Source organism: Sphingomonas sp. BL-S-05, from assembly GCF_055521695.1.
The window spans coordinates 135887-158843 of record NZ_JBVFVS010000002.1 but is presented as its reverse complement, the minus strand read 5'-3'; the positions used below and the strand labels follow the sequence as shown (position 1 = coordinate 158843).

General features: G+C 67.3%; 19 protein-coding genes. 8 read left to right on the top strand and 11 right to left on the bottom strand.

Annotated elements, in window-relative coordinates:
- Positions 1 to 39 precede the first annotated feature (39 nt).
- From ACZ1JS_RS18170 to ACZ1JS_RS18150, 5 genes are all read right to left on the bottom strand, one after another.
- Positions 40 to 615 carry a methyltransferase gene (locus tag ACZ1JS_RS18170; RefSeq protein WP_465168781.1) on the bottom strand — a complete coding sequence of 192 codons (576 nt, stop codon included), beginning with the start codon at positions 613 to 615 and terminating at the stop codon, positions 40 to 42.
- Entirely contained in the window at positions 612 to 1226 is a 615-nt protein-coding gene (locus ACZ1JS_RS18165) for a PIG-L deacetylase family protein (RefSeq protein WP_465168780.1), read from the bottom strand. The genes ACZ1JS_RS18170 and ACZ1JS_RS18165 overlap by 4 nt, the downstream gene beginning before the upstream one ends.
- A 23-nt stretch (positions 1227 to 1249) precedes the next feature.
- Positions 1250 to 2224 carry an acyl-CoA dehydrogenase gene (locus ACZ1JS_RS18160; RefSeq protein WP_465168779.1) on the bottom strand — a complete coding sequence of 325 codons (975 nt, stop codon included), beginning with the start codon at positions 2222 to 2224 and terminating at the stop codon, positions 1250 to 1252.
- Positions 2221 to 3237, bottom strand: coding sequence for a glycosyltransferase (locus ACZ1JS_RS18155; RefSeq protein ID WP_465168778.1), 1017 nt, complete (start codon positions 3235 to 3237; stop codon positions 2221 to 2223). Before ACZ1JS_RS18155 ends, ACZ1JS_RS18160 begins: the two co-directional genes overlap by 4 nt.
- 158 nt (positions 3238 to 3395) lie before the next feature.
- Positions 3396 to 4052: a YjbE family putative metal transport protein gene (locus tag ACZ1JS_RS18150; protein ID WP_465168777.1), complete on the bottom strand. Its 657-nt coding sequence runs from the start codon at positions 4050 to 4052 to the stop codon at positions 3396 to 3398.
- A gap of 237 nt (positions 4053 to 4289) precedes the next feature.
- Here ACZ1JS_RS18150 and ACZ1JS_RS18145 point away from each other — a divergent pair, with 237 nt between their 5' ends.
- Positions 4290 to 5387 (top strand): DUF3616 domain-containing protein, encoded by a 1098-nt coding sequence (locus ACZ1JS_RS18145; RefSeq protein ID WP_465168776.1) that lies wholly within the window; start codon positions 4290 to 4292, stop codon positions 5385 to 5387.
- Between the two features lie 172 nt (positions 5388 to 5559).
- Here ACZ1JS_RS18145 and ACZ1JS_RS18140 read toward each other — a convergent pair whose 3' ends face one another.
- The 5 genes from ACZ1JS_RS18140 to ACZ1JS_RS18120 form a co-directional block, all read right to left on the bottom strand.
- Complete coding sequence (locus ACZ1JS_RS18140; protein ID WP_465168775.1) at positions 5560 to 6504, bottom strand: 3-keto-disaccharide hydrolase; 945 nt, start codon at positions 6502 to 6504, stop codon at positions 5560 to 5562.
- Positions 6501 to 9032, bottom strand: coding sequence for a glycoside hydrolase family 9 protein (locus ACZ1JS_RS18135; protein ID WP_465168774.1), 2532 nt, complete (start codon positions 9030 to 9032; stop codon positions 6501 to 6503). The genes ACZ1JS_RS18140 and ACZ1JS_RS18135 overlap by 4 nt, the downstream gene beginning before the upstream one ends.
- A 91-nt stretch (positions 9033 to 9123) precedes the next feature.
- Positions 9124 to 10416, bottom strand: a complete 1293-nt coding sequence (locus ACZ1JS_RS18130) for a serine hydrolase domain-containing protein (RefSeq protein WP_465168773.1) — start codon at positions 10414 to 10416, stop codon at positions 9124 to 9126.
- 141 nt (positions 10417 to 10557) lie between these two features.
- Complete coding sequence (locus ACZ1JS_RS18125) at positions 10558 to 12453, bottom strand: Ig-like domain-containing protein (protein WP_465168772.1); 1896 nt, start codon at positions 12451 to 12453, stop codon at positions 10558 to 10560.
- Positions 12454 to 13094: 641 nt separating this feature from the next.
- Positions 13095 to 14048, bottom strand: coding sequence for a diguanylate cyclase domain-containing protein (locus ACZ1JS_RS18120; RefSeq protein ID WP_465168771.1), 954 nt, complete (start codon positions 14046 to 14048; stop codon positions 13095 to 13097).
- A gap of 229 nt (positions 14049 to 14277) precedes the next feature.
- On the opposite strand from ACZ1JS_RS18120, the gene ACZ1JS_RS18115 reads away from it, so the two are divergent.
- From ACZ1JS_RS18115 to ACZ1JS_RS18090, 6 genes are all read left to right on the top strand, one after another.
- A complete protein-coding gene (locus tag ACZ1JS_RS18115) occupies positions 14278 to 15762 on the top strand; it encodes an efflux transporter outer membrane subunit (RefSeq protein WP_465168770.1) in 1485 nt (494 codons plus the stop codon).
- Complete coding sequence (locus ACZ1JS_RS18110; RefSeq protein WP_465168769.1) at positions 15762 to 17147, top strand: efflux RND transporter periplasmic adaptor subunit; 1386 nt, start codon at positions 15762 to 15764, stop codon at positions 17145 to 17147. Before ACZ1JS_RS18115 ends, ACZ1JS_RS18110 begins: the two co-directional genes overlap by 1 nt.
- On the top strand, positions 17137 to 17856 hold the full coding sequence (locus ACZ1JS_RS18105) for an ABC transporter ATP-binding protein (RefSeq protein WP_465168768.1): 720 nt from the start codon (positions 17137 to 17139) through the stop codon (positions 17854 to 17856). The genes ACZ1JS_RS18110 and ACZ1JS_RS18105 overlap by 11 nt, the downstream gene beginning before the upstream one ends.
- 190 nt (positions 17857 to 18046) lie before the next feature.
- On the top strand, positions 18047 to 19255 hold the full coding sequence (locus ACZ1JS_RS18100) for an ABC transporter permease (RefSeq protein ID WP_465168767.1): 1209 nt from the start codon (positions 18047 to 18049) through the stop codon (positions 19253 to 19255).
- Positions 19252 to 19737, top strand: a complete 486-nt coding sequence (locus ACZ1JS_RS18095; RefSeq protein WP_465168766.1) for a peptide-methionine (S)-S-oxide reductase — start codon at positions 19252 to 19254, stop codon at positions 19735 to 19737. The genes ACZ1JS_RS18100 and ACZ1JS_RS18095 overlap by 4 nt, the downstream gene beginning before the upstream one ends.
- 170 nt (positions 19738 to 19907) lie before the next feature.
- Positions 19908 to 20210, top strand: a complete 303-nt coding sequence (locus ACZ1JS_RS18090; protein ID WP_465168765.1) for a hypothetical protein — start codon at positions 19908 to 19910, stop codon at positions 20208 to 20210.
- Between the two features lie 42 nt (positions 20211 to 20252).
- On the opposite strand, the gene ACZ1JS_RS18085 is transcribed toward ACZ1JS_RS18090, so the two are convergent.
- The gene (locus ACZ1JS_RS18085; protein WP_465168857.1) at positions 20253 to 20507 is read right to left on the bottom strand and encodes a hypothetical protein; all 255 of its coding nucleotides are present in this window, start codon (positions 20505 to 20507) and stop codon (positions 20253 to 20255) included.
- Positions 20508 to 20680: 173 nt separating this feature from the next.
- Here ACZ1JS_RS18085 and ACZ1JS_RS18080 point away from each other — a divergent pair, with 173 nt between their 5' ends.
- Positions 20681 to 22768 carry a catalase gene (locus tag ACZ1JS_RS18080; RefSeq protein WP_465168764.1) on the top strand — a complete coding sequence of 696 codons (2088 nt, stop codon included), beginning with the start codon at positions 20681 to 20683 and terminating at the stop codon, positions 22766 to 22768.
- Positions 22769 to 22957 lie beyond the last annotated feature (189 nt).

The window sequence follows — 22957 nt, the reverse complement described above, 5'->3', positions numbered from 1 at the left end:
GACTTGGTTCCATGGCGGCGGGAAAGGGTGCGGCTCGGGCTAGGCGAGGGAGCAGGCGAGCACCGCCCAGCGGCGGTTGCGATGGACGGTGCGGACGCGCCAGTTACGGCCGGTCGCGCGCAGGAACTGACGATGCAGCGGCGCGGCGTGCTGGGCGAAGTCGTGAAAGTCGATGCGGTGATGCGCTAACACCAGCGTGCCGCCCGGGCGCAGCGCCGCCGCCACGTCGCGCGCGGTCCGCCGCATGGCCCCCGGGGTCAAATAATAGAGGAGTTCGGCAACGACGACGACGTCATAGGTCGTGCGCGGCAGGCGGGCGGGCACCGCAAGGCGGATCGCGCGGGCGCGGCGGGCATCGGCCAGTGCGTCGGCGACCAATGCCGTCCCCGCCCCGGTCGCCTCGGTCGCGTCGAGGCGGAGCGCGCGGGGAGCGATGGCGACGCTGTTCGATCCGTTGCCCGCCGCCAGTTCGAGAATGCGGCCCAGCGGCCCCGCCCCGATCGCGTGCAGGATGGCCGCGCGCTTCACCGCCTCGTCGCGGTTGCGAAACGTCTGCCACGGATCGGGATTGGCGGCGAAGGTCCGCTCGAACCCGTCGAGGGTGATCGGCCTCATCGCCGCATCGCCGCGAAGATCTCCGCCGGGCGGCTGAACGCGGCGATCTGTCCGGCGGTCAGGGCGAAGCCGTGCGGGTCGTCGCTGATCCGACCGGTCTGCGTCCGGTATCGGCGGATGGCGTGGCGCTTGGCGAGGCGTTCCTGCGCGGTCAGCGGCATCGCCCGCGCGGCGGGCAGGCGCTGTCCCGCCGGCCATACCGGATAGGCGCGCCAATGGACTCCCCTGCGCGGGCGAGCGGCGGCAGCGACCGCGCGGTGATCGGGATGGTCGTCGCGCGGCGACGGGGCCAGCGCCAGCACCGGTGCCGGCAGCATCGACAGCGCGTGCGACAGGGCGCGGCGGATCGCGCCGCCATAAGCGGCGACACCGCCGTCGGGCAGGTCGAGGAAACCGACAGCGCGTGCGGTCACGCCGATGCGGTGCAGTTCGCGTCGGGTCTCGCGCCGCCGTTCGCGCACTAGTCGCGTACGCGGCCAAGTCGGACTGTTGCGGTGCGATCCCGCGCCGTCGCTGACGATCAGCACACGGACCGCCACCCCACGCCGCCGTGCCCGCGCGATCAGCGCATGGGCGCCGATCGTCTCGTCATCGGGATGCGGCGCGACCATCAACACCGCCCTCGCCCCCCGGATCACAGCGTCACCGTGAGCGTGCCGTCGGCGACCGCCGCCCCGACCAGCATCCGCTGCGCATCGGGGCCGGGCTGGCGCAGATACATGGCGAGGTCGGTAATCTTCGCCGACAGCGGATGGTCGTGGAACAATGCCGCCACCCCGACCGCCTCCTGCGCGACCGCGATCGCCTCACCCCCCGCCGCATAGACCGCCGCGCGGGCGGCGGACACCGACGGCAGGCGCGCGGCATCGTCGGCGAACCACGTCGCCGCCGCCGTCCGCACCGCCCCCGCCGCCGCCTCGGCCAATCCATGGAGCCGGGCGAGCCGTCCCGCCTGATGCGGATCGGCGGCGCGGCCCGTCGTCACCAGATGGTCGCGCACCCCGTCGACGATGGCGGCGATGCCGCCCGCCTGCACCGCCGCGAAGCGCAACGCGCCGCCGCTGAACCACGGTTCGCGGACATAGTCGCCGGGCGCGCCGATCCGGTCGTCGGGGGTGATCGGCGAATCGGCCCAGCGCACGATATGCGTTTCGGATCGCTGCATGCCGACCACCCGCCAGAACGTCCGGTCGATGCTGTGCGCCACGCGCGCGAGGTCGAGCAGCAGCAATTGCCGCCCGCCGGGCGCATCGACGCTGACCAGCGCATGGCTGAGGATGCCGGCGCCCGAGGCGAAGCTCTTGCCGCCGTGGAGCATGTCGCCGTCGAGCCGCAGCCCGTCGCCCGGCAGATCGGCATTCCATACCCCCAGCGCCCCGCCGTCGCGCAGGATCGTGGTCAGCCGGGCGCGCTGCGCGGCATCGCCATAGCGCGCCACTATTTGCGCGGCATCGACATGCCCTTCGAACAACCGCCCGAGCGGCAGGTCGTCGCGACCGACGCGGTACAGCAGCCGCAACAGCGTCAGCAGCGCGGGCGGATCGATCGGGTCGCCAGGATCGGTGAGTTCGCCGGTCAGCGCGGCGATCCGCGCGCGAAGGTCGCTCATGCCGCCGCCGCCGGGCTGGCGGTAAGCAGCGCGAGCGCGGCTTCGGCGGCGACGAACGGGATGTGGCGCATGCCGCCGGGCGGCACCGGCACCACCCGCATCGCGAACGCCTCGGCATTGGGACAGTCGCGCGCGACGCCGAGCAGGTGGTCGGCGTCTAGCCCGATCGCCGCGCTCATTCCCGCGAACCCACCGCTTTCGAAGGCGTCGCGCGCGACCGCGTGCAGGCGATATTGCCATAGCTGGTCGGCAGGATGCGCGACGCTGACCGCCCCCAGCCCGTCGCGATCGAGCGCGCACAGACTGGTCGCCAGCCCGCCCAGCACCCGCCCGACCCGCCGGTCGGAGGTGTGGACGATGCTCGCTGCGTCGCGCCGCACCCTGAAACCCGCGCGCGCGGCATCGTCGACCAGACGGGCATCCTCGCCGCGCGCCAGCGGCAGGAACCCGCCGAGCGTCACATAGGTCGCCGCGCGCAGCCCCATATTGGCGCCGCTGGCATGGTGGTGGACGACGGGCGCCTCCCACGCGACCGGATCGATCCGGCGGCGCAGCGCATAGAGGCTGGCATAATGATGCTCGATCCGGTCCTGATCGGGATTGCCGCCCCGGCCGCTGCGGACCACGTCGCCGACGACGAGATCGGCATGGTCGAGCGCGGCGACCATCGCCGCCAGCCAGTCGGGCGCTGGCAGGCTGTCGGCATCGCTGGTCAGCAGGATCGCATCCCCCTGCCCCACGCTCGCCAGACCGATCCGTATCGCCCGGTCGCGCGCCCGCCCGGCATTGGGCGCGGCACGATCGGCGACCTCGACGATCAGACGGTGCCGGCCGGTAGCATGATAGGCGGCGATGGGCGCCATGCTGTCATCGCTACACCCGTCGAGCAGGAGGCAGATCGTAAGCGCGACACCCGCCGGCACGGTCAGCCGGTCGATCGCGGCGAATAGTCCGGGCAGCCGCTCCGCCTCGTCGCGCGCCGGAATGCAGATCGCGACCGCCAGAGCGGTCAACGACCGCGTCCGCCGTGCGCGGCCACCGATGCTGTTCTATGAAGTCGTGCCATGTCGCTGTCCCCGCCGGTGATCCGATGCGATGGAGAGCATGCCCTCCAGGTAACTGATATCGCTTCGGTAACGAACGGGGCGCGTTCGGGTTCAACGTGAACCGATCAGCCGAACAGGGCGATCAGCCCGCGCGACGGGTCGGTCAGCCCTTCGTAGATCATCTTGCACGCGACATAGACGATGACGGCAAGGCCGATATAGGCGACCCAGCGATAGCGCTCGATCACCCGCGCAAGCACATTGGCGGCGACGCCCATCAGCGCGACCGACAGGATCAGCCCGATGGCGAGGATGCCGGGATGATCGCGCGCTGCACCGGCGACCGCCAGCACATTGTCGAGGCTCATCGACACATCGGCGACGGCCACTGCCCAGGCGGCGCTGGCGAAGCTGCGCGGCGCGGCGGCCTTGAGCGTCCCGTCCTCGCCGGGCGTATCGTCATGGTCGCGCAGTTCGCGCCACATCTTCCATGCGACCCATACCAGCAGCAAGCCGCCGGCGAAGACGAGGCCGGTGACCTGCAGCAACTGGGTCACGACCAGCGCGAAGGCGACGCGCAGCAGCAGCGCCGCGCCGACGCCGATCAGGATCACCTTGCGCCGCATGTCGGCGGGCAGGCCGGCGGCGAGCGCACCGACGACGATCGCATTGTCGGCGGCGAGCATCACGTCGATCAGCACGACCTGCCCGAAGGCGGCGAGCGCGGACGGACTGCCGATATTGGCGAAGTCCGCGACGATATGGTTCCAAAGCTCGGTCATCGGTTCAACTCATGCAGGAAAGGCGGACGGGATCATATCGGCAAAACATCATGACCGCCGACGGGCTTCGCCGGATCGGCCCGGCCCGCTGATGCGCGGCCAGAACGATCGCCGCAAGAGCCGATCTCGTCACGCGGAACGATCGGGATCGGTCGAACGCGGGACTTCCGCAAATGGACGATCCCTTTTAGCCTGCCGGATCTGCACAATGCCGTTCGTCGCCGAAAGGTTTCACCGATGCCCGACCCGTCGACCCCGTGGCCCGCGACCACCGCCCCGTCGGGGACCGAACGACTGATCCTCGATGCCGAACGCGGCGATGCCGACGATCCGGCGCTCGATTTGTCGGCGGCGGCGCGGCACGGCCGGACGATGTTCCTCGGCAGCGACGAAGGCGTCCGGCTCGAACGGCTGATCGGGGACGGCGACGGGCGCTGGGCCGAGCATCGCCGCTTCCCGCTCGACGCGATCCTCGACCTCGATGCGTCGGGCGAGGCGGATATCGAGGGGCTGGCCGAGGAGAATGGCTGGCTGTGGGTGCTGGGATCGCATGCGCGTACCCGGCCGAAGATCGGCAAACAGGGCGACGACCGCATCGACCTGACCCGGTTCGCCGTGCTGAAGAATACGCGGCCGCGCTGCCTGCTGGCGCGGCTGCCGCTGGCCCCCGATCCCGATCGGGACGGCGCGGTACGCCCGGTCCAGCGCGACGGCGATCGTCGCGCGGGGATGCTGCGCCAGACCAAATATGGCAACCGGCTGTCGCGGATGTTGCAGGAAAGTCCGCTGCTCCGCCCCTTCACCCGCATCGCCGCCAAGGAAGGCGGCGTCGATCTGGAGGGGATCGCCGTCGCCGGCAACCGCATCGCCATCGGCATGCGCGGACCCGTGATCCAAAGCTATGCCGTGCTGCTGGAGGTCGAGGTCGTGCCGACCCGTACCGGGCGGCTGAAAATCCTCGGGCCGATGCATGTCCGGCTGCTCGAACTCGATGGCCTCGGCATCCGCGACCTGAAGCGCGACGGGGCCGACCTGCTGATCCTTGCCGGCCCGACCACCGGGCTCGACGGGCCATGCGCGGTCTATCGATGGAAGGACTGGCTGGGCGACCCGCCGCAGCATGAACAGGTGGTGCGGCGGCACCGGCCCGACCGGATCATCGACCTGCCCTTCGGCCGCGGCGACGATCATCCCGAGGGGCTGGTGCTGCTCGACCGGCCCGAAGGCGGACGCGACCTGCTGGTCATCTGCGACAGCCCCGCCGCCGCGCGGGTCGATCGCACGGCGAACGGCGTGACCTGCGACCGGTTTCGCCTGCCGGATCGGGATGGCTGACGACATACCGAAGTACCGTACCGCCGTGAACGCGCGACCTCTGCTAAGGCCCCCTCCCCATCCCGGAACCCTTTCGTACCCCCGCGCAGGCGGGGGTCCAGAGTCAGGCGGAACAAGGGCTTGCGGATGTGGCCCTGAATCCCCGCCTTCGCGGGGATACGGGAAGCGGACCCTATCCCCCCGCCCCACCGACCACGATACGCGGCAGCGCCCGGATCGGCTCGACCGTTATGTCGCGGAACCACGTCTCCGCCCCTTCCGACTGCAACTGGATGCGGCCATGGGTCAGCGACTGTCGGCTGCCATCGGCAGCGATGGTGGCGAGGTCGCGGACCTCGGCGACCGGCACGCCGTTGACGACATGCACCGCGCGGTCGCCGACGACATAGAGGTCGAGCGTGTTCCACTCCCCGACCGGCCGCTCGGCATCGGTCGCCGCCTCGACATTCCAGGTCGGGGTGCCGTTGACGATATCGATCGTGCGCCCGCCCGCGCGGTAGCGCAGATGCGGCGCGATCAGCGACGGGTCGAAGGCGACTTCGGTATGGCCGCGCACCTTGCCACCGACCGCGACGATCATGCCGGTCGATCCGGTCATGATCTCGAACTCTGCCGAGGGTCGCCACGTCCCGAACACTTCGCCGGGCGCGCCATGCGTGTGATAGAGCAGACCGTTGTTGCGCGGCTGCGTCTCGCGCGGGGCAAAGGTCTTTGCCCCCCATTTGAAGCGCAGGCGCAGGTGATAGTCGCGCAAGTCGGCACGGTGGACCAGACTGCCCCAGGTCTCGCCCTTGACCCAGATTGCCGGGGCGCCGTCGACCATCCGCACCGCGAAATCGCCGCGCGTGTCGCGACCGGTGCCGATCGGCTTGTCCGGCGGATTGCGATAGGTCAGCGCCGGGTCGGCATAGCCGAGCCAAGGTTCCCAATCCTTCAGGGTCTTGCCGTCGAACAGCGCGATCCGTTTGCCCATGGGCTTCGGGATATCGACCAGCGTCAGCCGCTGCGGCGTCGCGGCGGGCGTGCCGGCAATGGCCTGCGCCGCCTGCTTGCTGTCCTGCGCAAGCGCCGGGCCGGCGAGCAGCAGCGCGGCGAGGACAAAGCGACCTACGCTCATTTCCCGCCCCCGATCCGCGCGGCCGCGTTGGCGAGGGTCAGGTACATTGCGCCTTCGGGCACGACATATTCATTCTCCCCCCAGAAGAACGGCCAGTCGTCGCGATTCTCGGGATAATCGGGTTTGAGCAGCAGCACGCCGGGCACCACACCGCCGGGAATGAACGAGAAATCGGCGCGGTTGCTGCCATAGGCGACTTCCTTCGACTCCGCGCCGACGCCCGATACGAACGACTTGGCCGATGCCGGGTGATGACCATGGATGAAGTCGAGCGCGCGCAGCACCGGCGCGGTGTCGACGATGGTCGGGAACACGCGGTGCAGCGCATCGGCATTCAGCCCGAAGCCCAGCACCGCCCCGCTTCCGGCCCAGCCCCCGGCGGTGATCGGCACGCCGAACGGGTTGGCCGTCGTCATCGCCGCCGCCCGCTTCGCCCAGTCGCGCGCGGCGGGTTCGATCGTGGCGCGATAGCTTGCCGGCATGTGCGGCACGACCTTGGCGATCAGCGTCGCGGTGCCGTCGAACCGGCGGAGCATCGCCGGGGTCAGCGCCTGCACGCGATCGGCATATCGCCGGTCGCCGGTCGCGATCAGCAATTCGACCGCCGCGGTGAACTCCTCCTCCTCGATCGGGCCGCCGGTGGTGTTGCCGTGGCGAAAGGTGTCGGGGGCGTGCGAATGCTCGTCGGCCCAGACGCGCTGCGCCCGGTCGAGGCAGCGTTTGGCGAAGGCCGGATCGCGATCCTTCCACGCCCGCGCGGTCGCCGCCAGCGCCGCCGCCGAACCATAGTTGAGCGCCGTCGCCTTGCTGGTGAAGGCCCAGCGATCGTCGGGCGTGCCGCTGCGCCCGCCCTTGGCATCATAGGCGCGCTGATAGGGTTTCAGCTTCGCGTCATAGATCAGGCCATCGGTCTTGCTCGCCGCGTCGCCCAGATGGGTGTATTGGCCGACATCGGGTTCGACGATGCCGTGGATCGCATGGCCGACCGCGTCGAACTGCGCCAGCAACTGCACACTGCCATGGCGGATCTGCTGCAATATGTCGGGCACGCCGTCGGGGACGTGCATCTCGACCTTGCGCGCGGCCCAATCGACCGCGACGGTATCGCGATCGATGCCGAACGTCTCCCACGCATCGACCAGTTGCCGCACGACCTGATATTGCGTCTGGGTGCGAATGTCGAAGTCGCCGGCATCGAGCCACCCGCCGACCGCAAGGCCGGGGATATGCTCGCCGGGCTTGAAGCGGGTGTCGGTGGTCGGCCCCTGCCGGTACAGGTCGATATGCTCGTGATTGACCGGCGCCTGTCGCGCATCGTCGCGATGCGGGTCGCCATGCCAGACGCGATAGGCTTCGTTGACCAGCATATGGTCCATCGCGATCGGGAAATAGACGTCGTTGGTCAGGTGCCAGGTGCCGGCCAGCACGTCCGGCCCGATCGGGAACGGCGCGCTGCGCGTGGTGCCGTAATCGATGGCATAGGTGCCGGGCGTCGTGACGCCGCTGAAATCGATCTGCGTGTAGCGATACCGCAAATAATTGCCCCAGTCGCGCGACGTGACGCCCGCGACCGGATCGAACCCGCCCGCCGCGTTCAGCCGCAACAACCGGGGTTTGAGCGCGCGCTTGTCATCCCGGTCGAGCTCGATCGTCGCCAGCTTCGGCCCATCGGCGCGATAGCCGATCTGCGAATGGCCGATCACCGGCGGCCGCAGCCAGTCGGGTACGCTATTGGCATCGAGCGTCCATTCGACGACCGTACCGGTCCGACCACCGGGCAGAAGTTGCCGGACGACATACCAGCCATTTTGCGCCTGATTGCGTCCATCGAACAGCGCGAGTGTCCCCTCGCGCGTGGCGATGCCGACCCGGTGCGCCGGGTCTTCGGGGGCGAGCGTCAGGCTGCGTGCCGTCGCGAAGGGCTGCGGCTCGGCACCGGGACCGTCGCTGCGCCCGCTGGCAAGATTGCGTTCCGCCGTCAGCGTCATCGCATCGGCCGGATAGCGCGGGAACAGCGCCGCGCGGCCATCTGCGGTATAGTTGCGGTGAAAATAGGCCGAGGGCACGAATTCGAGGTTCAGGCCCGCCTTCCCGACCATCGCGGCGGGCAACGGCTTGTCGAGGATCACCGACAGCACGACCTTGCCGCCGCGCCGTTCGGCCCGGACGGTATAGTCGAAATCGGGATAGCGCATCACCGCCTCGATCACACCCGCGCCCTTGTCGACGCGGCGACGGACGAAGGCGGCGGCGGGATCCCATTGTCCCGGCGTCGCGGCGAGGCGGACGTCGCCGTTGGTGGCGGTCCGCACCCCCTGCTGGATCAGCTCGACGCCGCTGATCTTGGCATCGGCGAACAGTCCTTCATTGACGTTGGAGAATATGAGCCAGTTGACGCCCGGCGCCTCGAAATAATCCGATCGGTCGAGCCGCAGTTCGGGTGCGGCCACCGGCGCGCTTTGCCCCCATGCCGGCACGCTCGAAGCGAGCAACGCAGCCACCAACCCGCCCATGCGACGCACGGTCATAACCCCTCCCAACTTTTTTCGTTACCGCTACCATAGAGGGCGGCGACGGCTTGGCAAGGGTATGAAATCGTTCGTTATCTTTGGTTAACTGCTATCGAAGTGCCTGGTAGATCAGCGCGCGCAGCTTGCCATGATCGTCGATATCCCCGGCGGGCAGCAACTGGGTCATGTACACGACGGTCAACCGTTCGGCGGGATCGACCCAATATGTGCTGTGATACGCCCCGCCCCAGCCAAATTCGCCGACCGATCCCGGCTCGCCCGCCTTGCCCAGATCGGTGCGCAGGCTGAAGCCCAGCCCGAACCCCTTGCCCGGTTCATAGGGGACGTCGACCAGTTGGTCGCTGACCATCAGCTCGACCGTCTTGCGCCCCAGATAGCGCCGCCCGTCCAGTTCGCCGCCACGCCGGAGCATTTCGAGGAAGCGGCTGTAATCCGCTGCCGTCGACAACAGCCCTGCCCCGCCCGACAGCGCGACGCGCGGGCCGCGCAGATAATGGCCCTGGCCGACATGGCCGCCGCTGTCCCATTTGCCCGGATCGGGGTTGCGGCGCACGCCTGCCGGATCGGCGGCATAGACGGTTGCAAGCCGCCCCGCCTTGGCCGGCGGAAGATAGAAGGACGTGTCGCGCATCCCCAGCGGGCCGATCAGCCGCTCGTTCAGAAACGCGTCGAGCTTTTGTCCGCTAATCTTCTCGACCAGCACGCCGAGGATATCGGTGCTGTAGCCATAGACGAATTTCGTACCCGGCTGCTCGGCCATCGGCAGCGCCGCCATGCGGTCGACGACGTTCGCGATGGGTTCGTTGCGGTCGGCGAAATACCAGCCATATATGCCGGCATCGCGCCATGCCTTGTCGGCCGGACCGTTGCCGTAGGAGATGCCGGCGGTGTGGGTCAGCAGGTCGCGGATCGTGATCGCGCGTTTCGCCGGCACGACGTCATAGCCGCCCTGGTCGTTGGCGACCGCAACCGTCGTCTTGCCCCAAGCGGGGAGATATTTGCCGACCGGGTCGGACAGCAACAGCTTGCCGTCCTCCATCAACATCAGGATCGCAACGCTGGTCAGCGCCTTGGTCTGCGACGCGATGCGGAAGATCGCGTCCTGCCGGATCGGATCGCGCGCTTCCTTGTCGCGCCAGCCCACCGCATCGGCATAGACGGTGCGGCCATCCTGCTGGATCTGCACCACCGCGCCGGCGATGCGCCCCTGATCGACATAGTCCTTGAGCAGCCCCGACAGCCGCGCGAGCCGTTCGGCGGAGATGCCCGGTGCCGGCCGGGCCAGCGGCGTGGCGACCTGTGCATAAGCGGCGGGGACCGCCGGCAGCGCGGTGAGCAATGCGGCGGACGCAAGCGCCCGGCTCCAGAAATTCATCGACATGACCCCTCCGATCGTTGCCGCCTGTCTAGCGGAACGGAGCGGGCGTGGACCAGCGCCTTTGTGTCTTGCCCGAACGGAAACGGACGCCGATGCACTGTCGCCAGCGCATCGACGTCCGTTTCGATCGTCCGGGGTACGGGATCAGGCGAGGACGAGGCCGCCGACGCCCGCGTTCGATCCGATCAGCGAATAGACGTAATAGGTCACGCCGTCCTGGGTGACCGACCCGTCAAACTCGACCTTGGTCAGCGCATTGCCGTCGACGTCGGTCATGGTGATCGTACCGGTACCGTCGGGAAGCGAGATATTGCCCCGGCTGCCCATGATGATGCCGTCATTGTTGCCGTCGTACAGCTTGGTCGTGGTAACGATCAGGTCGTGCTTGCCGAAGCGGTTGATCGTGTCGTCGCCCAGGTCCACGCCGAGACGGGTGTCGAAGAAGAACACGTTCTTCGAATTGTCGGCGGCGTCGCCCCAGAACACGTTGTCGCCGAACGTCCCTTCCTTCGCACCGCGCGGACGGATGCTGTCGTCGCGGTAGATGAAGTTGCCCTCGCCATCGCTGCCGAGCAGACGCAACGCCGATACGCCCTCGATCTGCACCGTATCGCCCGTCGCGTCGAGGGTGACGCGGTTGTTGCTGAGGCCGATATAGTTGTCGTTGTTGCTGTCGTACAGCTTCTTGTCGATCACCAGCAGATCGTCCGAACCGAAGTTCACGATGCGATCATTGCCCGACGTGGCGGCCGTTTCGAAATAGAAGGCGTCGGAGCCGGTCGTGCCCTTGAGCACTTCGTTGGCGCTGCCGCTGCCGTTGATGATGTTATAGTTCTGCAGCAGGTCGAGCACGGGGTCGACCACCGGATCGATGATGATCGGCGCCGCCTCGACGGTCAGCTTCACCGTCCCGTTCGTCTTGTTGACGCCGTCCGACGCGGCATAGACGAAGCTGTCGCTGCCGCTCCACCCGGCCTTGGGCACATAGACGAACGAGCCGTTGGCCGAGAACTGGATGGTGCCGTTATTGGGACCATCGACCAAGCTGGCGGTCAGCGCCTTGCCCTCGGGATCCTTGTCGTTCGACAGGACGTTGCCCGACAGCTTGCCGTCTTCCTTGCCCGAATAGCTGTCGGCACCGACGATGGGCGCGAGATTTTCGGCGGGCGGCGGCGGCGGGGGCGGCGTAGGGGTGGTGCCGGTACCGGAGTCGATCTCCGAGATCGTCGCCTTCAGATTGTCGGTGACGCCCATATACATGGTGATCTTGGTCGACTGGCCCGCCTTCAGCGTGCCGAGGCTGAAGGTCAGGTTCAGCGTCTGATCGACGGTCCTGCTATAGCCCGCCGCCTGCGACGTCGCCGCCGAGGCATAGGGATCGAGGTTGACGAAGCCGTAGAAGGAGGCGTCGGCGCGCGAATCCTGCGAATACAGGAAGAAGGGGGTGTCCTTCTTCAGCATCGCCGTCACCAGCGCGCCGTCGTCGTCCTGCTTTTCGATCTTGTTGGTCGTCGCGAACATTCCCGACTGATCGGGATCGGCGGTCCGCATATAGCGGACGTCGCTCATCGTCGACGACGACTTGTTGGTCAGCGTCACGTCGATGCGGATATATTTCGCGTCATCGGCGAGGGTGATCGTCTGTACGATCGCCAGATCGTCCTTGGTCGAACCGGCCCAGTTGGCGACGCCATTGGCCTTGCCCGACGCGTCGCTCAGCGTGCCCTTGACCTGGTAATAGCCGGTCAGCAGCTGGTTGCTCTGCACAACCTTGGTCGAACCGATATTGTAGCCGACATTGAACCCCTCGATCGCGCGGCCCTGCAGCAGCGCGTCGTCGAGCGTCGTCTCCTTACCCTTCCCGAAGCCGTCGAGGTCGGCGAAGAGGCCGACCCGCAGAAAGCCGGAATCGGCGTCGGTTTCATACCCCTTCGGCGCGTTCTTGGTCGTGCCGAGCCCGCCCCATGCATTGACCCCTATCCCAAGATAGGTCCCCTGCAGGAACAGTTCACCGTTAGAAACCGTGCTAGAAATAGTCATCAAAATCCCCGCTCGAACTGCTTCGATCCAGATTAATGCCAAACATGCGACCGCGTGCCGTCCGAAGACAGCCGGGCTGCTTTCCACCGCGCCATAATAGGACTTTTGGAAATACTTGTTACAACGATACAGACAGGCACCGCCGGCCGCGTTACTTACCGCGCGATCGGCACGACCCCGAATTTCGTTGCCGTTATTGTGGCGCTAAGCGAAGCCTCCCGTACCGTCGATAGTCCGGCGATGAGACGTTCAAGAATCGCGCCAAATTGGCACAGTCAACGGAACCGAAATGACAAGAAGCTATTCGTCGACGGATTGCACCGTCTCGTCGTGCGTGCCCAACCGCCATCGGCAGCGATTTGCCGGCTTGCCGGCAAGCAGCGCCGCCCGATTTGCCGGTTCGTTTACCATGATTCGCAACGGGTTATAATATCACATGATTTTTGTGCTGTGGACGATGTTCGCTGCACTGCAAGATCGCCCGGAACCGGTCGATCGGAGAGTCCGCCAAAGGGGTGGCCACCGGCCGCCGGCAACCGGATCACGGCGGCGGCCGGCACCGCCTACCCGCCGTTCGGCGCCATGGACCTCGCAAGTAATGACGGTCGCCGACACTTTGCGACGACTTGGTCGCGCGAAGCTTAGCCGATCTCGATCAGTCGTGCTTCGGCCAATACGCGGTTGCCGCCCTGCTTGCGCGCCTTGCGCGACAGGCGCACCGCCGCCTTGGTCACATCGCGCGGCAGCCGGCCACGGCTGCTCGCGACGCCGGCGGACAGCGTGACCTGCCCCAGCGGCTCGTCGGTCTCGCGCACCTTCAGGTGGCGCGACGCCATTTCGGCGCAGGCGCTTTCCAGTCGGGCGATGCCGGTCGCCAGATCGGGCTCGTCGATGACGGTCAGGAACGACGCGTCGCCCCAGCGCCCGACCTGATAGGGCGCACAGGCGTCCTTCAGCGTCATCGCCGCCGCCTTGAGCACCCGGTCGCCCATCGACTTGCCATGCAAAGCGACGAATTCGTCGAGCTGGTCGATATCGACGACCGCCACCGAACAATGGCCGATCGCACGGATGCAGGCGTCGAGCCGCTCCGCCATCGCCTCCCACCCCGGCAGGCCGGTCAGCGGATCGCGCCCCATCTCCTCGCGCACGCCGTTCAGCGTGTCGCGCAGCACCTGCGCCTGTTGCAGCGCGGCGGACAGCGAGCTTTCGGCTTCGGCGGTGCGTTCGATCATGAACACGACCAGTCGCTGAATCTGTTGCGGTTCGGCCGATACCAGTTCGGCGGCGGTCCGGGTCAGGTCCTGGTTCAGCCCGCCCGTCGCCATCGCGACGCGGGTGAGCAGTTCGAGCAGCTGGATCGTCAGCCGGTCGAACGTGCCGTCGGTAAGCGGCGACACGGTCCCGGGCATCAACGCCCGCACCGCTTCCTCGCGCAATCGCACCCCACCCTCGATCTCGCGATCGACCGCGTCGGAAAATTCCCGATCGACCCCCGTCAGATAGCGATAGGCGAACGCATAATGTTCGGGACTGTGATCCAACTTCTGCGCATCGAGAAACCGCAGCGCCCGTGCGCCGATACTATCTGCCATGCCCATTCGCCACTTCCACCAATTGCGATGCAGCATAGCGCAACGGCGTTAACGTCGGGCTACCATATTGCGGGATTTGCGCGGTGTTGGCTCCGTTTCGGATCGTTTCGGCGCTACCGCCCATTGCCCGCGCGGGGGAGAAATCGCCGCCGCAACCCCATCAATCGCCGCGACAAACTGCGACAGTTTCGTGCTGGACGAGCATTCGGTTCAGGCATATCGTTTATCGATGTTGCGCCGAACCGCCTTACCTGGCCTCGCGTTGCTGGCGAGTGCCTGTACCACCGGACCCGCCTATCGCGCGCCGGTCGATGCCGCGCTGGGCGTGCCGCCCGCCTTTTCGGTGGAGCGAAGCGAGGCGCCGCGCGCGGACCTGACACGCTGGTGGGCGCGGTTCGACGATCCGTTGCTCGGCGCGCTGGTCGACCGTGCCGCCGCCGACAATCTGGATGTGGCGCAGGCCGTCGCACGGCTGCGACAGGCGCGCGAACAGCTGGTGCAGAGCCGCGCGTCGCTCTTTCCGCAACTCTCCGCTTCGGGGAGTTATTCGCGCCTCGAAGTGCTGCGCGGCGGCGGCGGCACCACGACCTTGCCCGACGGCACCATCGTCCAGCGCAATATCGGCGCGTCGGACAGTTTCTCGGTCGGGGGCGATGCGCGCTATACCGCCGACCTGTTCGGCGGCGTCCGCAGCGGCATCGCCGCGAGCCGCGCGCAGCTCGATGCCACCCGCTACGACTATGCGACCGTTTTGCTGTCGGTCCAGTCGGAGATCGCGCGCAACTATTTGACCGCACGGCTTGCGCAGGCCCAGCTAGCCAATGCCCGCGCGTCGATCGCGCTACAGGACGATAATCTGGAGATTGCCGGTTTCCGGGTGCAGGCCGGTCTCGTCTCCTCGCTCGACGTCGAACAGGCCCGCACCGCCCGCGCGCAGACCGCCGCGCAATTGCCGCAGATCGAGGCGAGCTATGCCGCCGCCGTCGCGCGTCTGGGCGTGCTGACCGGGCAGGCACCCGGCGCGCTGCGGACCGACATGGCGCGCGAAGCCGCCATCCCGACCGCCGATGCGCGGATCGGCACCGGCATTCCCGCCGACACGCTGCGGCTGCGCCCCGACGTGCTGGCCGCCGAGCGCAACCTTGCCGCCGCCGTCGCCCAGATCGGTGTCGCCTCCGCGCAACTCTATCCCGCGCTCAGCCTCGGCGGGACGGTCGATACCAATGCGACCTCGTTCGGCGCGCTGACCGACATCATCAACGGCCGGCTGTTCGCGTCGATCGCGCAGACCATCTTCGACGGCGGGCGGCTGCGCGCGCAGGTACGCGGACAGCGCGCCGCCGCCGATGCCGCCTTCGCCGCCTATAAGCAGACGGTGCTGACCGCGCTGGAGGATGTCGAGAATGCGATCGTCTCGCTCGACAGCGCCACCGCGCGCGAGCGGGAATTCACCGTCGCCGCCGATGCCGCACGCAATTTCGCGCTGCTCTCCCGACTGCAATATCGATCGGGCCTGACCGACTTCACCACGCTCAACCAGGCGGAATCGTCGCTGCTGTCGGCGCAGAACGGGCTGGTGCAGGCGCGGGCCGATCGCGCGACCGCACTCGTCCAATTGATGACCGCGATGGGCGGCGGATGGAGCGATGCCGCCATCCCCGATCCCGTCACCGCCCCGACCCCCGACCGCGCCGTATATAGCAAGGACCGCTGATGGCCGATCCGACCGACCCCGATCTCGATCAGTTCCTGCGCGTGAAGGCGCAACCGCGCTGGCGCAAATGGCTGAAATGGGCGCTCATCGCGCTGGGCGTGGTGCTGCTCGGCCTTGCGGTGCGTAGCTGCGTGAAGGGCGACGACGCGCCGAAATATGCGACGACGGTGATCGAACAGGCGCCGCTGACCGTCACCGTCTCCGCGACCGGCAAGCTGGCCCCGACCAACCAGGTCGAGGTCGGATCGCAGCTGTCGGGCCTCGTCACGCAGGTCGTCGCCGACGTCAACGACCGCGTCCGTGCCGGGCAACCGCTGGCGCTGATCGATCCCGAACAGCTCGACGATGCGATCCGGCAGGGGCAGGCGCAGGTCAGCGCCAATCAGGCACAGGTCGCGACCGCACAGGCGACCTTGTCCGAAGCCCGCGCCCAGTTGCAGCGACTGGAAGAAGTCCGTCGCCTGTCGGGTGGGCGCGTCCCCTCCGCCACCGAACTCCAGACGCAACAGGCGGCGGTGCAGCGTGCCGAGGCCGGCGTGCGACAGGCGCAGTCGAACGTCGTCGCCGCGCGCGCGCAGCTCAATTCCAGCCAGACGCAGCGCTATCGCGCGATCATCCGCTCGCCCGTCAACGGCGTGGTGCTGGCGCGGCAGGTCGAACCCGGCCAGACCGTCGCCGCATCGTTCAACACCCCGACATTGTTCGTCATCGCCGAGGATCTGAGCCAGATGAAGCTGGAGGTCGCGATCGACGAAGCGGATGTCGGGCAGGTCAAGGACGGCCAGCGCGCCGACTTCACCGTCGATGCTTTCCCCGGGGAAACTTTCCCGGCAAAGATCACCCGCGTCGATCTCGGCTCCAACCTGTCGTCGCAATCGTCGTCGACGACCAGCACGACCAGCGCGGCGAGCACGACCGGGCAGGTCGTTTCCTATGCCGCGACGCTGTCGGTCGCCAATCCGAACCTGAAGCTGCGCCCCGGCATGACCGCGACCGCCGAGATCGTGACGCTGGAACGGCCGCGCGCGCTGCTGATCCCCGACGCCGCGCTGCGCTTCCGCCCGCAGGACAGCGACGCCTCGGCCGGTGGCGGCGGTCTGGCGAGCGCCTTCGGCCCGCCCCGCCGGCGGCGCGACGGCGGCGCGGGCAAGGCGGCGACGATCGGGCGTGGATCGCAACAGACCGTCTATATCCTCGGCGACGACGGCAAGCCGCAGGCCGTGCAGATCACCACCGGCAACAGCAACGGCGCGATGACCGAGGTCACCGGCGGGGCCTTGCGCGCGGGCATGAAGGTGATCACCGCGCAACTGGCCGACCCGAGCGGCAGGAGCAGCAGCAAGGGCGGCGCCCCCAAGGGCGGCGGGGGTCCGCGTGGCAACTGACGCCCCCCTCATCCGCCTGCGCGGCGTCACCAAAAGCTATGGCGAGGGCGCGACCGAGTTTCAGGCGCTGAAGGGTGTCGACCTCGACATAGCGGCGGGTGATTTCGTGGCGGTGATGGGGCCGTCGGGGTCGGGCAAGTCGACGACGATGAACATTCTCGGCTGTCTCGACGTGCCGACCGACGGCACCTTCCTGTTCCGCGGCCACCATGTCGAACGGCTGAACCGCGACCAGCGCGCGCTGCTCCGCCGCAACTATCTCGGCTTCGTGTTTCAGGGGTTCAACCTGCTCAGCCGCACGACCGCGCTCGAAAATGTCGAACTGCCGCTGCTCTATCGCGGCGATGCCAAGGCGGATCGGCGGCGCGCGTCGATGGCGGCGCTGGAGAAGGTCGGGCTGGACAAATGGTGGGACCACACCCCCGCCGAACTGTCGGGCGGCCAGCAGCAACGCGTCGCGATCGCCCGCGCGATCGTCACCAACCCCGACGTGCTGCTGGCCGACGAACCGACCGGCAATCTCGATTCCGAACGTTCGGTCGAGATCATGCATCTGCTGACCGACCTCAACCGGACCAGCGGGATTACGGTGCTGATGGTCACGCACGAGCCGGACATGGCCGCGTTCGCCAGGACGGTGGTGCATTTCAAGGACGGGCTGGTCGAGCGGATCGAGGCGAACCATGCGCAGGGGGAGGTGGTGGAATGACAAACCTTCGCCTCACAACCCCGTTTGGTTCGAGCAGCTTCGAGCCTGTCGAGAAGCGTCCGTCGAGAACGCCCCGCCCCGGACGTAACCTACATGGGTCACCCCAGCGGAACCCCGTTCTCGACACGCGCTCTCGACAAGCTCGATCGCTGCTCGAACCGAACGGTTATGGATCGGAGAGGATAACCGGATGCTAGGCACCACCTTCCTCCTCGCGATCCGATCGATCCTGCGCCACAAGCTGCGTTCGTTCCTGACCACGCTCGGCATCATCATCGGCGTCGCGGCGGTCGTCACCATTTCGACGCTGGGACAGGCGACGACCAGCGCGGTGCAGTCGAACATCGCCAGCCTCGGCAGCAACATCCTGCAGGTCCGCCCGGGCCAGGGCTTCGGCCGCGGCGGCGGCGGGCCGCGCCCGCCCGATTTCGACGAAGCCGATGTCGAGGCGATCCGCGACCAGATCGCGGGCGTCACCGCCGTCGCCCCGCAGGCGCAATCGACCGCCACCGCCATCTATAACGGCGCCAACTGGTCGACGACGATCAACGGCACCACCAACGCCTATTTCACCGTCCAGCCATGGCCGTTGGTGTCGGGCCGCACCTTCACTCCGGCCGAGGAAGCGGCGGGCAAGGCGGTGTGCATCATCGGCAATACCGTGCGCACCAATTTGTTCGGCGGCGGCGAGGCGGTGGGTTCGCGCTTCCGCATCGGCAATGTCAGCTGCGACGTGATCGGCACGCTCAGCACGCGCGGGCAGGCCGGGTTCGGCGGCGATCAGGACGATGTCGTCATCATGCCGATCAAGACGGTGCAGCGCCGCTTCACCGGCACGCGCGACATCCGCCTGATGCTGGTCGGGGTGAACCCTGCCTATGACGGCGCGCAGGTCCAGCAATCGCTGGCGCAGCTCTTGCGCGAACGCCGCAACATCTCGGGCGGGAAGGAAGACGACTTCAACATCTTCGACACCGCACAGATTTCCGCCACCATCACCAGCACCACGACGCTGTTGACCACCATCGTGTCGGCGGTGGCGGCGATCAGCCTGCTGGTCGGCGGGATCGGCATCATGAACATCATGCTGGTGTCGGTGACCGAACGCACCCGTGAGATCGGCATCCGCCTCGCCATCGGCGCGGTCGCGTCCGAAGTGCTGATGCAGTTCCTGGTCGAAGCGGTGGCGCTGTCCTGTCTCGGCGGGCTGATCGGGCTGCTGATCGCGCAGGCCGCCGTCGCCGGCCTGTCGATCGCCAGCAACCTCCCCTTCCTGTTCGTGCCGCAGGTCAATGCGCTGGCGTTCGGGGTGTCGGCGCTGATCGGGGTCGTGTTCGGCTATTTCCCCGCCCGCCGCGCCGCCTCTTTGAACCCGATCGACGCACTACGCCACGAATGATGCGGATCGGTCTCGGCGGGGGCTGCCATTGGTGTACCGAGGGCGTCGTGCAGGCGCTGCGCGGCGTCGATCGGGTCGAGCAGGGCTTCCTGCGCGCCGACCCGCCATCGGATGCATGGGCGGAGGGAGTGGTCGCGACCTTCGATCCCGCCATCCTCCCGCTCGACACGCTGATCGAGATCCATCTGCGCACCCATTCGGGCGGTGGCGGCTATTCGCCGAACGGCCGCTATCGCAGCGCCGTCTATATCTGCGAAGCGGGCCAGGCGGACGTGGCGCAAACGGTCATCGCCCGCGTCGCCGCCGAACGCGGCGAAGCGGCACCGACGCTGGTCCTGCCCTTTCGCGCCTTCAAACCATCCGAGGATCGCTACCAGGATTACTACCGGACCGACCCGAACCGCCCCTTTTGCCGCCGCTATATCGACCCCAAGCTCGATTTTCTCCGCGCGCAATTCGCCGATATGGTCCGCAGCGGATAGGCGTTCCCAAAGCATGGGAATTTTCACCGCCCTTTGGTGGCAATTCACACGAAACACCCCTGCCGCAAACCCAAAACCCACGTAATTCCGCCGTTTTTCAGAACTGGCACGGTCGCTGCAAAGTAGCTGGCAACCCCGGAACACACCGGATTGCACAGGGAGACAGCATCATGACCGCCATCCGTTTCGCCACTTCGATCGTCCTCGGCCTCGTCGCAGCCACCGCCGCGCAGGCCGCCGAACCCAATGCCGCCCCGGCGCCCAGCCCCGTCGCCGCCAGCATGTCGGCCCTGCCGCTGACCGTGACGCTCGCCGCCGGCCCCGCCGCCGTCGCCTACAAGGCGGCACCCAATGCCCGCTACTGCTTCCACGTCGAACGCACCGGCTCGCGCATCGCACCGCGGGTGTGCAAGACCCGCACCGACTGGCAGGCCGCCGGCGTCGATCTCGACGCGGCACTCGCCGGCCGCTGACCGACCGGTGCCGCCGCCGGGCATCGCACCGGCGGCGAAACCCTATCCCTCGACCAGCGGCACGACCTCGAACGCATAATCGCGCCAACCGCGTTGCCGGGCAGCTTCCTGCGTCGCGATCCGCTTGCCATTGGCTTCCTTCAGCGACGCGGCATGGCCCCAGAACACCTCGGTCCTGCCGTTTTCCAGCGTCGCGACGATCCGCCAGAAATGGGTGAACGGTGCACTGGTCGGGCCGATCGTCTTGACCCAGCCATCGGCCATCGTCGCGGTCAGGATGCGCTTCTTGCGAGCCATCGCCGCCGCATAGCCGCCGCGCATCCCGTCGTCACGCGCGTCGACGCGCCGACGCCGATCGTGCCGACCCCACGCCGACACGACGGGCTTTTGGGCGAATTCGAACAAAGCGCCGGATCTACCGCAACTTGCCCGGTCGCGATCCGTTGGCGTTCCGAACGATGAGGAATGCCATGACCGACCTATCGACGCGCAATCCCGGCAACGGCGGCGAAACGCATCAGACGACCGATGCCGATCATCCGGTGCTGACCACCAACCACGGAACCCCGATTTCCGACAACCAGAACCAGTTGAAGGCGGGCGCACGCGGCCCCGTGCTGATCGAGGACGAAGTCTTCCGCGAGAAGATGAATCATTTCGACCACGAACGCATTCCCGAACGCATCGTCCATGCCCGGGGCAGCGCGGCGCATGGCTATTTCGAATGCACCAACAGCCTGTCCGACATCACCATCGCCGACCTGTTCCAGAAAAAGGGGCAGCGCACCGACGTGTTCGTCCGCTTCTCGACGGTCGCGGGCGGATCGGGATCGGTCGACACCCCGCGCGACGTGCGCGGCTTCGCGGTGAAATTCTACACGCGCGAAGGCAATTGGGATCTGGTCGGCAACAACATTCCCGTCTTCTTCATCCAGGACGCGATCAAGTTCCCCGACCTGATCCACGCGGCCAAGATGGAGGCCGATCGCGGCTATCCGCAGGCGGCGACCGCGCATGACACCTTCTGGGACTTCATCTCGCTGATGCCCGAAGCGACCCATATGATCATGTGGGCGATGTCGGACCGGACGCTGCCGCGCACCTTCGCGAATATGGAGGGGTTCGGCGTCCACACCTTCCGCTTCATCGACAAGGAAGGCAAGTCGACCTTCGTCAAGTTCCACTGGAAGCCCAAGGCGGGGCTTGCCTCGACCATCTGGGACGAAACGGTCAAGATCGCCGGCGCCGACCCTGATTTCCAGCGCCGCGACCTGTTCGAACGGATCGACCGCGGCGATTTCCCGGAATGGGAACTGGGCGTGCAGCTGTTCGACGAGGAGTTCGCGAACAGCCTGCCCTATGACGTGCTCGACGCGACCAAGATCATCCCGGAGGAAGTGCTGCCGGTCCGCATCGTCGGGCGGATGGTGCTTGACCGCTATCCGGACAATTTCTTCGCCGAAACCGAACAGGCGGCGTTCGTGCCGAGCCATGTCGTCCCCGGCATCGGTTTCTCGAACGACCCGCTGCTCCAGGGCCGTCTGTTCAGCTATACCGACACGCAATTGTCGCGTCTGGGTTCGGTCAATTTCCACCAGCTGCCGATCAACAGCGCCAAGGGCCGCGCCGCGGCGGCGGGCTGCCCCTTCATGAATCAGCAGCGCGACGGCCATATGCAGATGGCCGTGCCCAAGGGCCGCGCCAATTACGAACCGAACAGCCTCGCCAAGGCCGGCGAGGAAGCAGGCGCACGCGAGGATCCCGAAAAGGGCTACAAGACCTTCCCGTCCGAGGAACAGGGTCAGAAGCTGCGCATCCGCCCCGAAAGCTTTGCCGATCATTACAGCCAGGCACGGCTGTTCTTCCGGTCGATGGATCCGGCCGAACAGGCGCATATCGCCTCCGCGCTGGTGTTCGAACTGTCGAAGGTCAGCCTCGAACATATCCGCACGGCGATGCTCGCCAATCTGCGCAACGTCGACGAAGGCTTGGCGAGCCGCGTCGCCGAGGGGCTGGCGATGGACCTGCCCGAAGCGTCGCCGACCGCCGCCCCGGTACAGGACATGGACCCGTCGCCGGCGCTGCGCATCATTCGCGGGCCGCTTGAGAAGCATACGCTCGAGGGGCGCACCGTCGGCATCCTGATCGCCGACGGCACCGACGCCGGTGAACTCAAGACACTGAAGGACGCGGTGAAGGCCGCCGGCGGCCATGCGATGACGATCGCACCGAAGGTCGGCAAGGTGCCGTTGTCGGATGGTTCGACCATCGCCGCCGATGCCCAACTCTTCGGTCAGCCCTCGGTCACCGTCGACGCCTGTGCTGTGATCCTGTCGGACGAGGCAGCGCAGAAGCTGACCAAGGAAGGTGCCGCCATCCAGTGGGTGATGGACGCGTTCGGCCATCTGAAGGCGATCGGCCATAATGCCGCCGCCAAGCCGCTACTCGACAAGGCCGGGGTCGAACCCGATGAAGGGGTCACCGACCTCGCCGCGTTCGTCGACGCCGCCAAGCAGCGCTATTGGGACCGCGAACCGAAGGTCCGCACCCTCGCGTGACGCATCGGGCCGGCGGTCACGCCGCCGGCCCGCATCGCGGTCGCGGGCGGCGCTATGGCAACGGTGCGCGTGGCACGCCCCGTTATCGCGTGGTGGTGATATGTAGAACCGTTCGTGCTGAGTAGGGGCTGAGCGAAGTCGAAGACCCGTATCGAAGCACCGGTAGCGGTCCTTCGATACGCCATTTCG

Bases quoted from the DNA above. Each gene is read 5' to 3' on its own strand.
- ACZ1JS_RS18170 (WP_465168781.1), bottom strand. From the start codon at position 615: ATGAGGCCGATCACCCTCGACGGGTTCGAGCGGACCTTCGCCGCCAAT.
- ACZ1JS_RS18165 (WP_465168780.1), bottom strand. From the start codon at position 1,226: ATGGTCGCGCCGCATCCCGATGACGAGACGATCGGCGCCCATGCGCTG.
- ACZ1JS_RS18160 (WP_465168779.1), bottom strand. From the start codon at position 2,224: ATGAGCGACCTTCGCGCGCGGATCGCCGCGCTGACCGGCGAACTCACC.
- ACZ1JS_RS18150 (WP_465168777.1), bottom strand. From the start codon at position 4,052: ATGACCGAGCTTTGGAACCATATCGTCGCGGACTTCGCCAATATCGGC.
- ACZ1JS_RS18145 (WP_465168776.1), top strand. From the start codon at position 4,290: ATGCCCGACCCGTCGACCCCGTGGCCCGCGACCACCGCCCCGTCGGGG.
- ACZ1JS_RS18140 (WP_465168775.1), bottom strand. From the start codon at position 6,504: ATGAGCGTAGGTCGCTTTGTCCTCGCCGCGCTGCTGCTCGCCGGCCCG.
- ACZ1JS_RS18135 (WP_465168774.1), bottom strand. From the start codon at position 9,032: ATGACCGTGCGTCGCATGGGCGGGTTGGTGGCTGCGTTGCTCGCTTCG.
- ACZ1JS_RS18130 (WP_465168773.1), bottom strand. From the start codon at position 10,416: ATGTCGATGAATTTCTGGAGCCGGGCGCTTGCGTCCGCCGCATTGCTC.
- ACZ1JS_RS18125 (WP_465168772.1), bottom strand. From the start codon at position 12,453: ATGACTATTTCTAGCACGGTTTCTAACGGTGAACTGTTCCTGCAGGGG.
- ACZ1JS_RS18120 (WP_465168771.1), bottom strand. From the start codon at position 14,048: ATGGCAGATAGTATCGGCGCACGGGCGCTGCGGTTTCTCGATGCGCAG.
- ACZ1JS_RS18115 (WP_465168770.1), top strand. From the start codon at position 14,278: ATGTTGCGCCGAACCGCCTTACCTGGCCTCGCGTTGCTGGCGAGTGCC.
- ACZ1JS_RS18110 (WP_465168769.1), top strand. From the start codon at position 15,762: ATGGCCGATCCGACCGACCCCGATCTCGATCAGTTCCTGCGCGTGAAG.
- ACZ1JS_RS18100 (WP_465168767.1), top strand. From the start codon at position 18,047: ATGCTAGGCACCACCTTCCTCCTCGCGATCCGATCGATCCTGCGCCAC.
- ACZ1JS_RS18095 (WP_465168766.1), top strand. From the start codon at position 19,252: ATGATGCGGATCGGTCTCGGCGGGGGCTGCCATTGGTGTACCGAGGGC.
- ACZ1JS_RS18090 (WP_465168765.1), top strand. From the start codon at position 19,908: ATGACCGCCATCCGTTTCGCCACTTCGATCGTCCTCGGCCTCGTCGCA.
- ACZ1JS_RS18085 (WP_465168857.1), bottom strand. From the start codon at position 20,507: ATGGCTCGCAAGAAGCGCATCCTGACCGCGACGATGGCCGATGGCTGG.
- ACZ1JS_RS18080 (WP_465168764.1), top strand. From the start codon at position 20,681: ATGACCGACCTATCGACGCGCAATCCCGGCAACGGCGGCGAAACGCAT.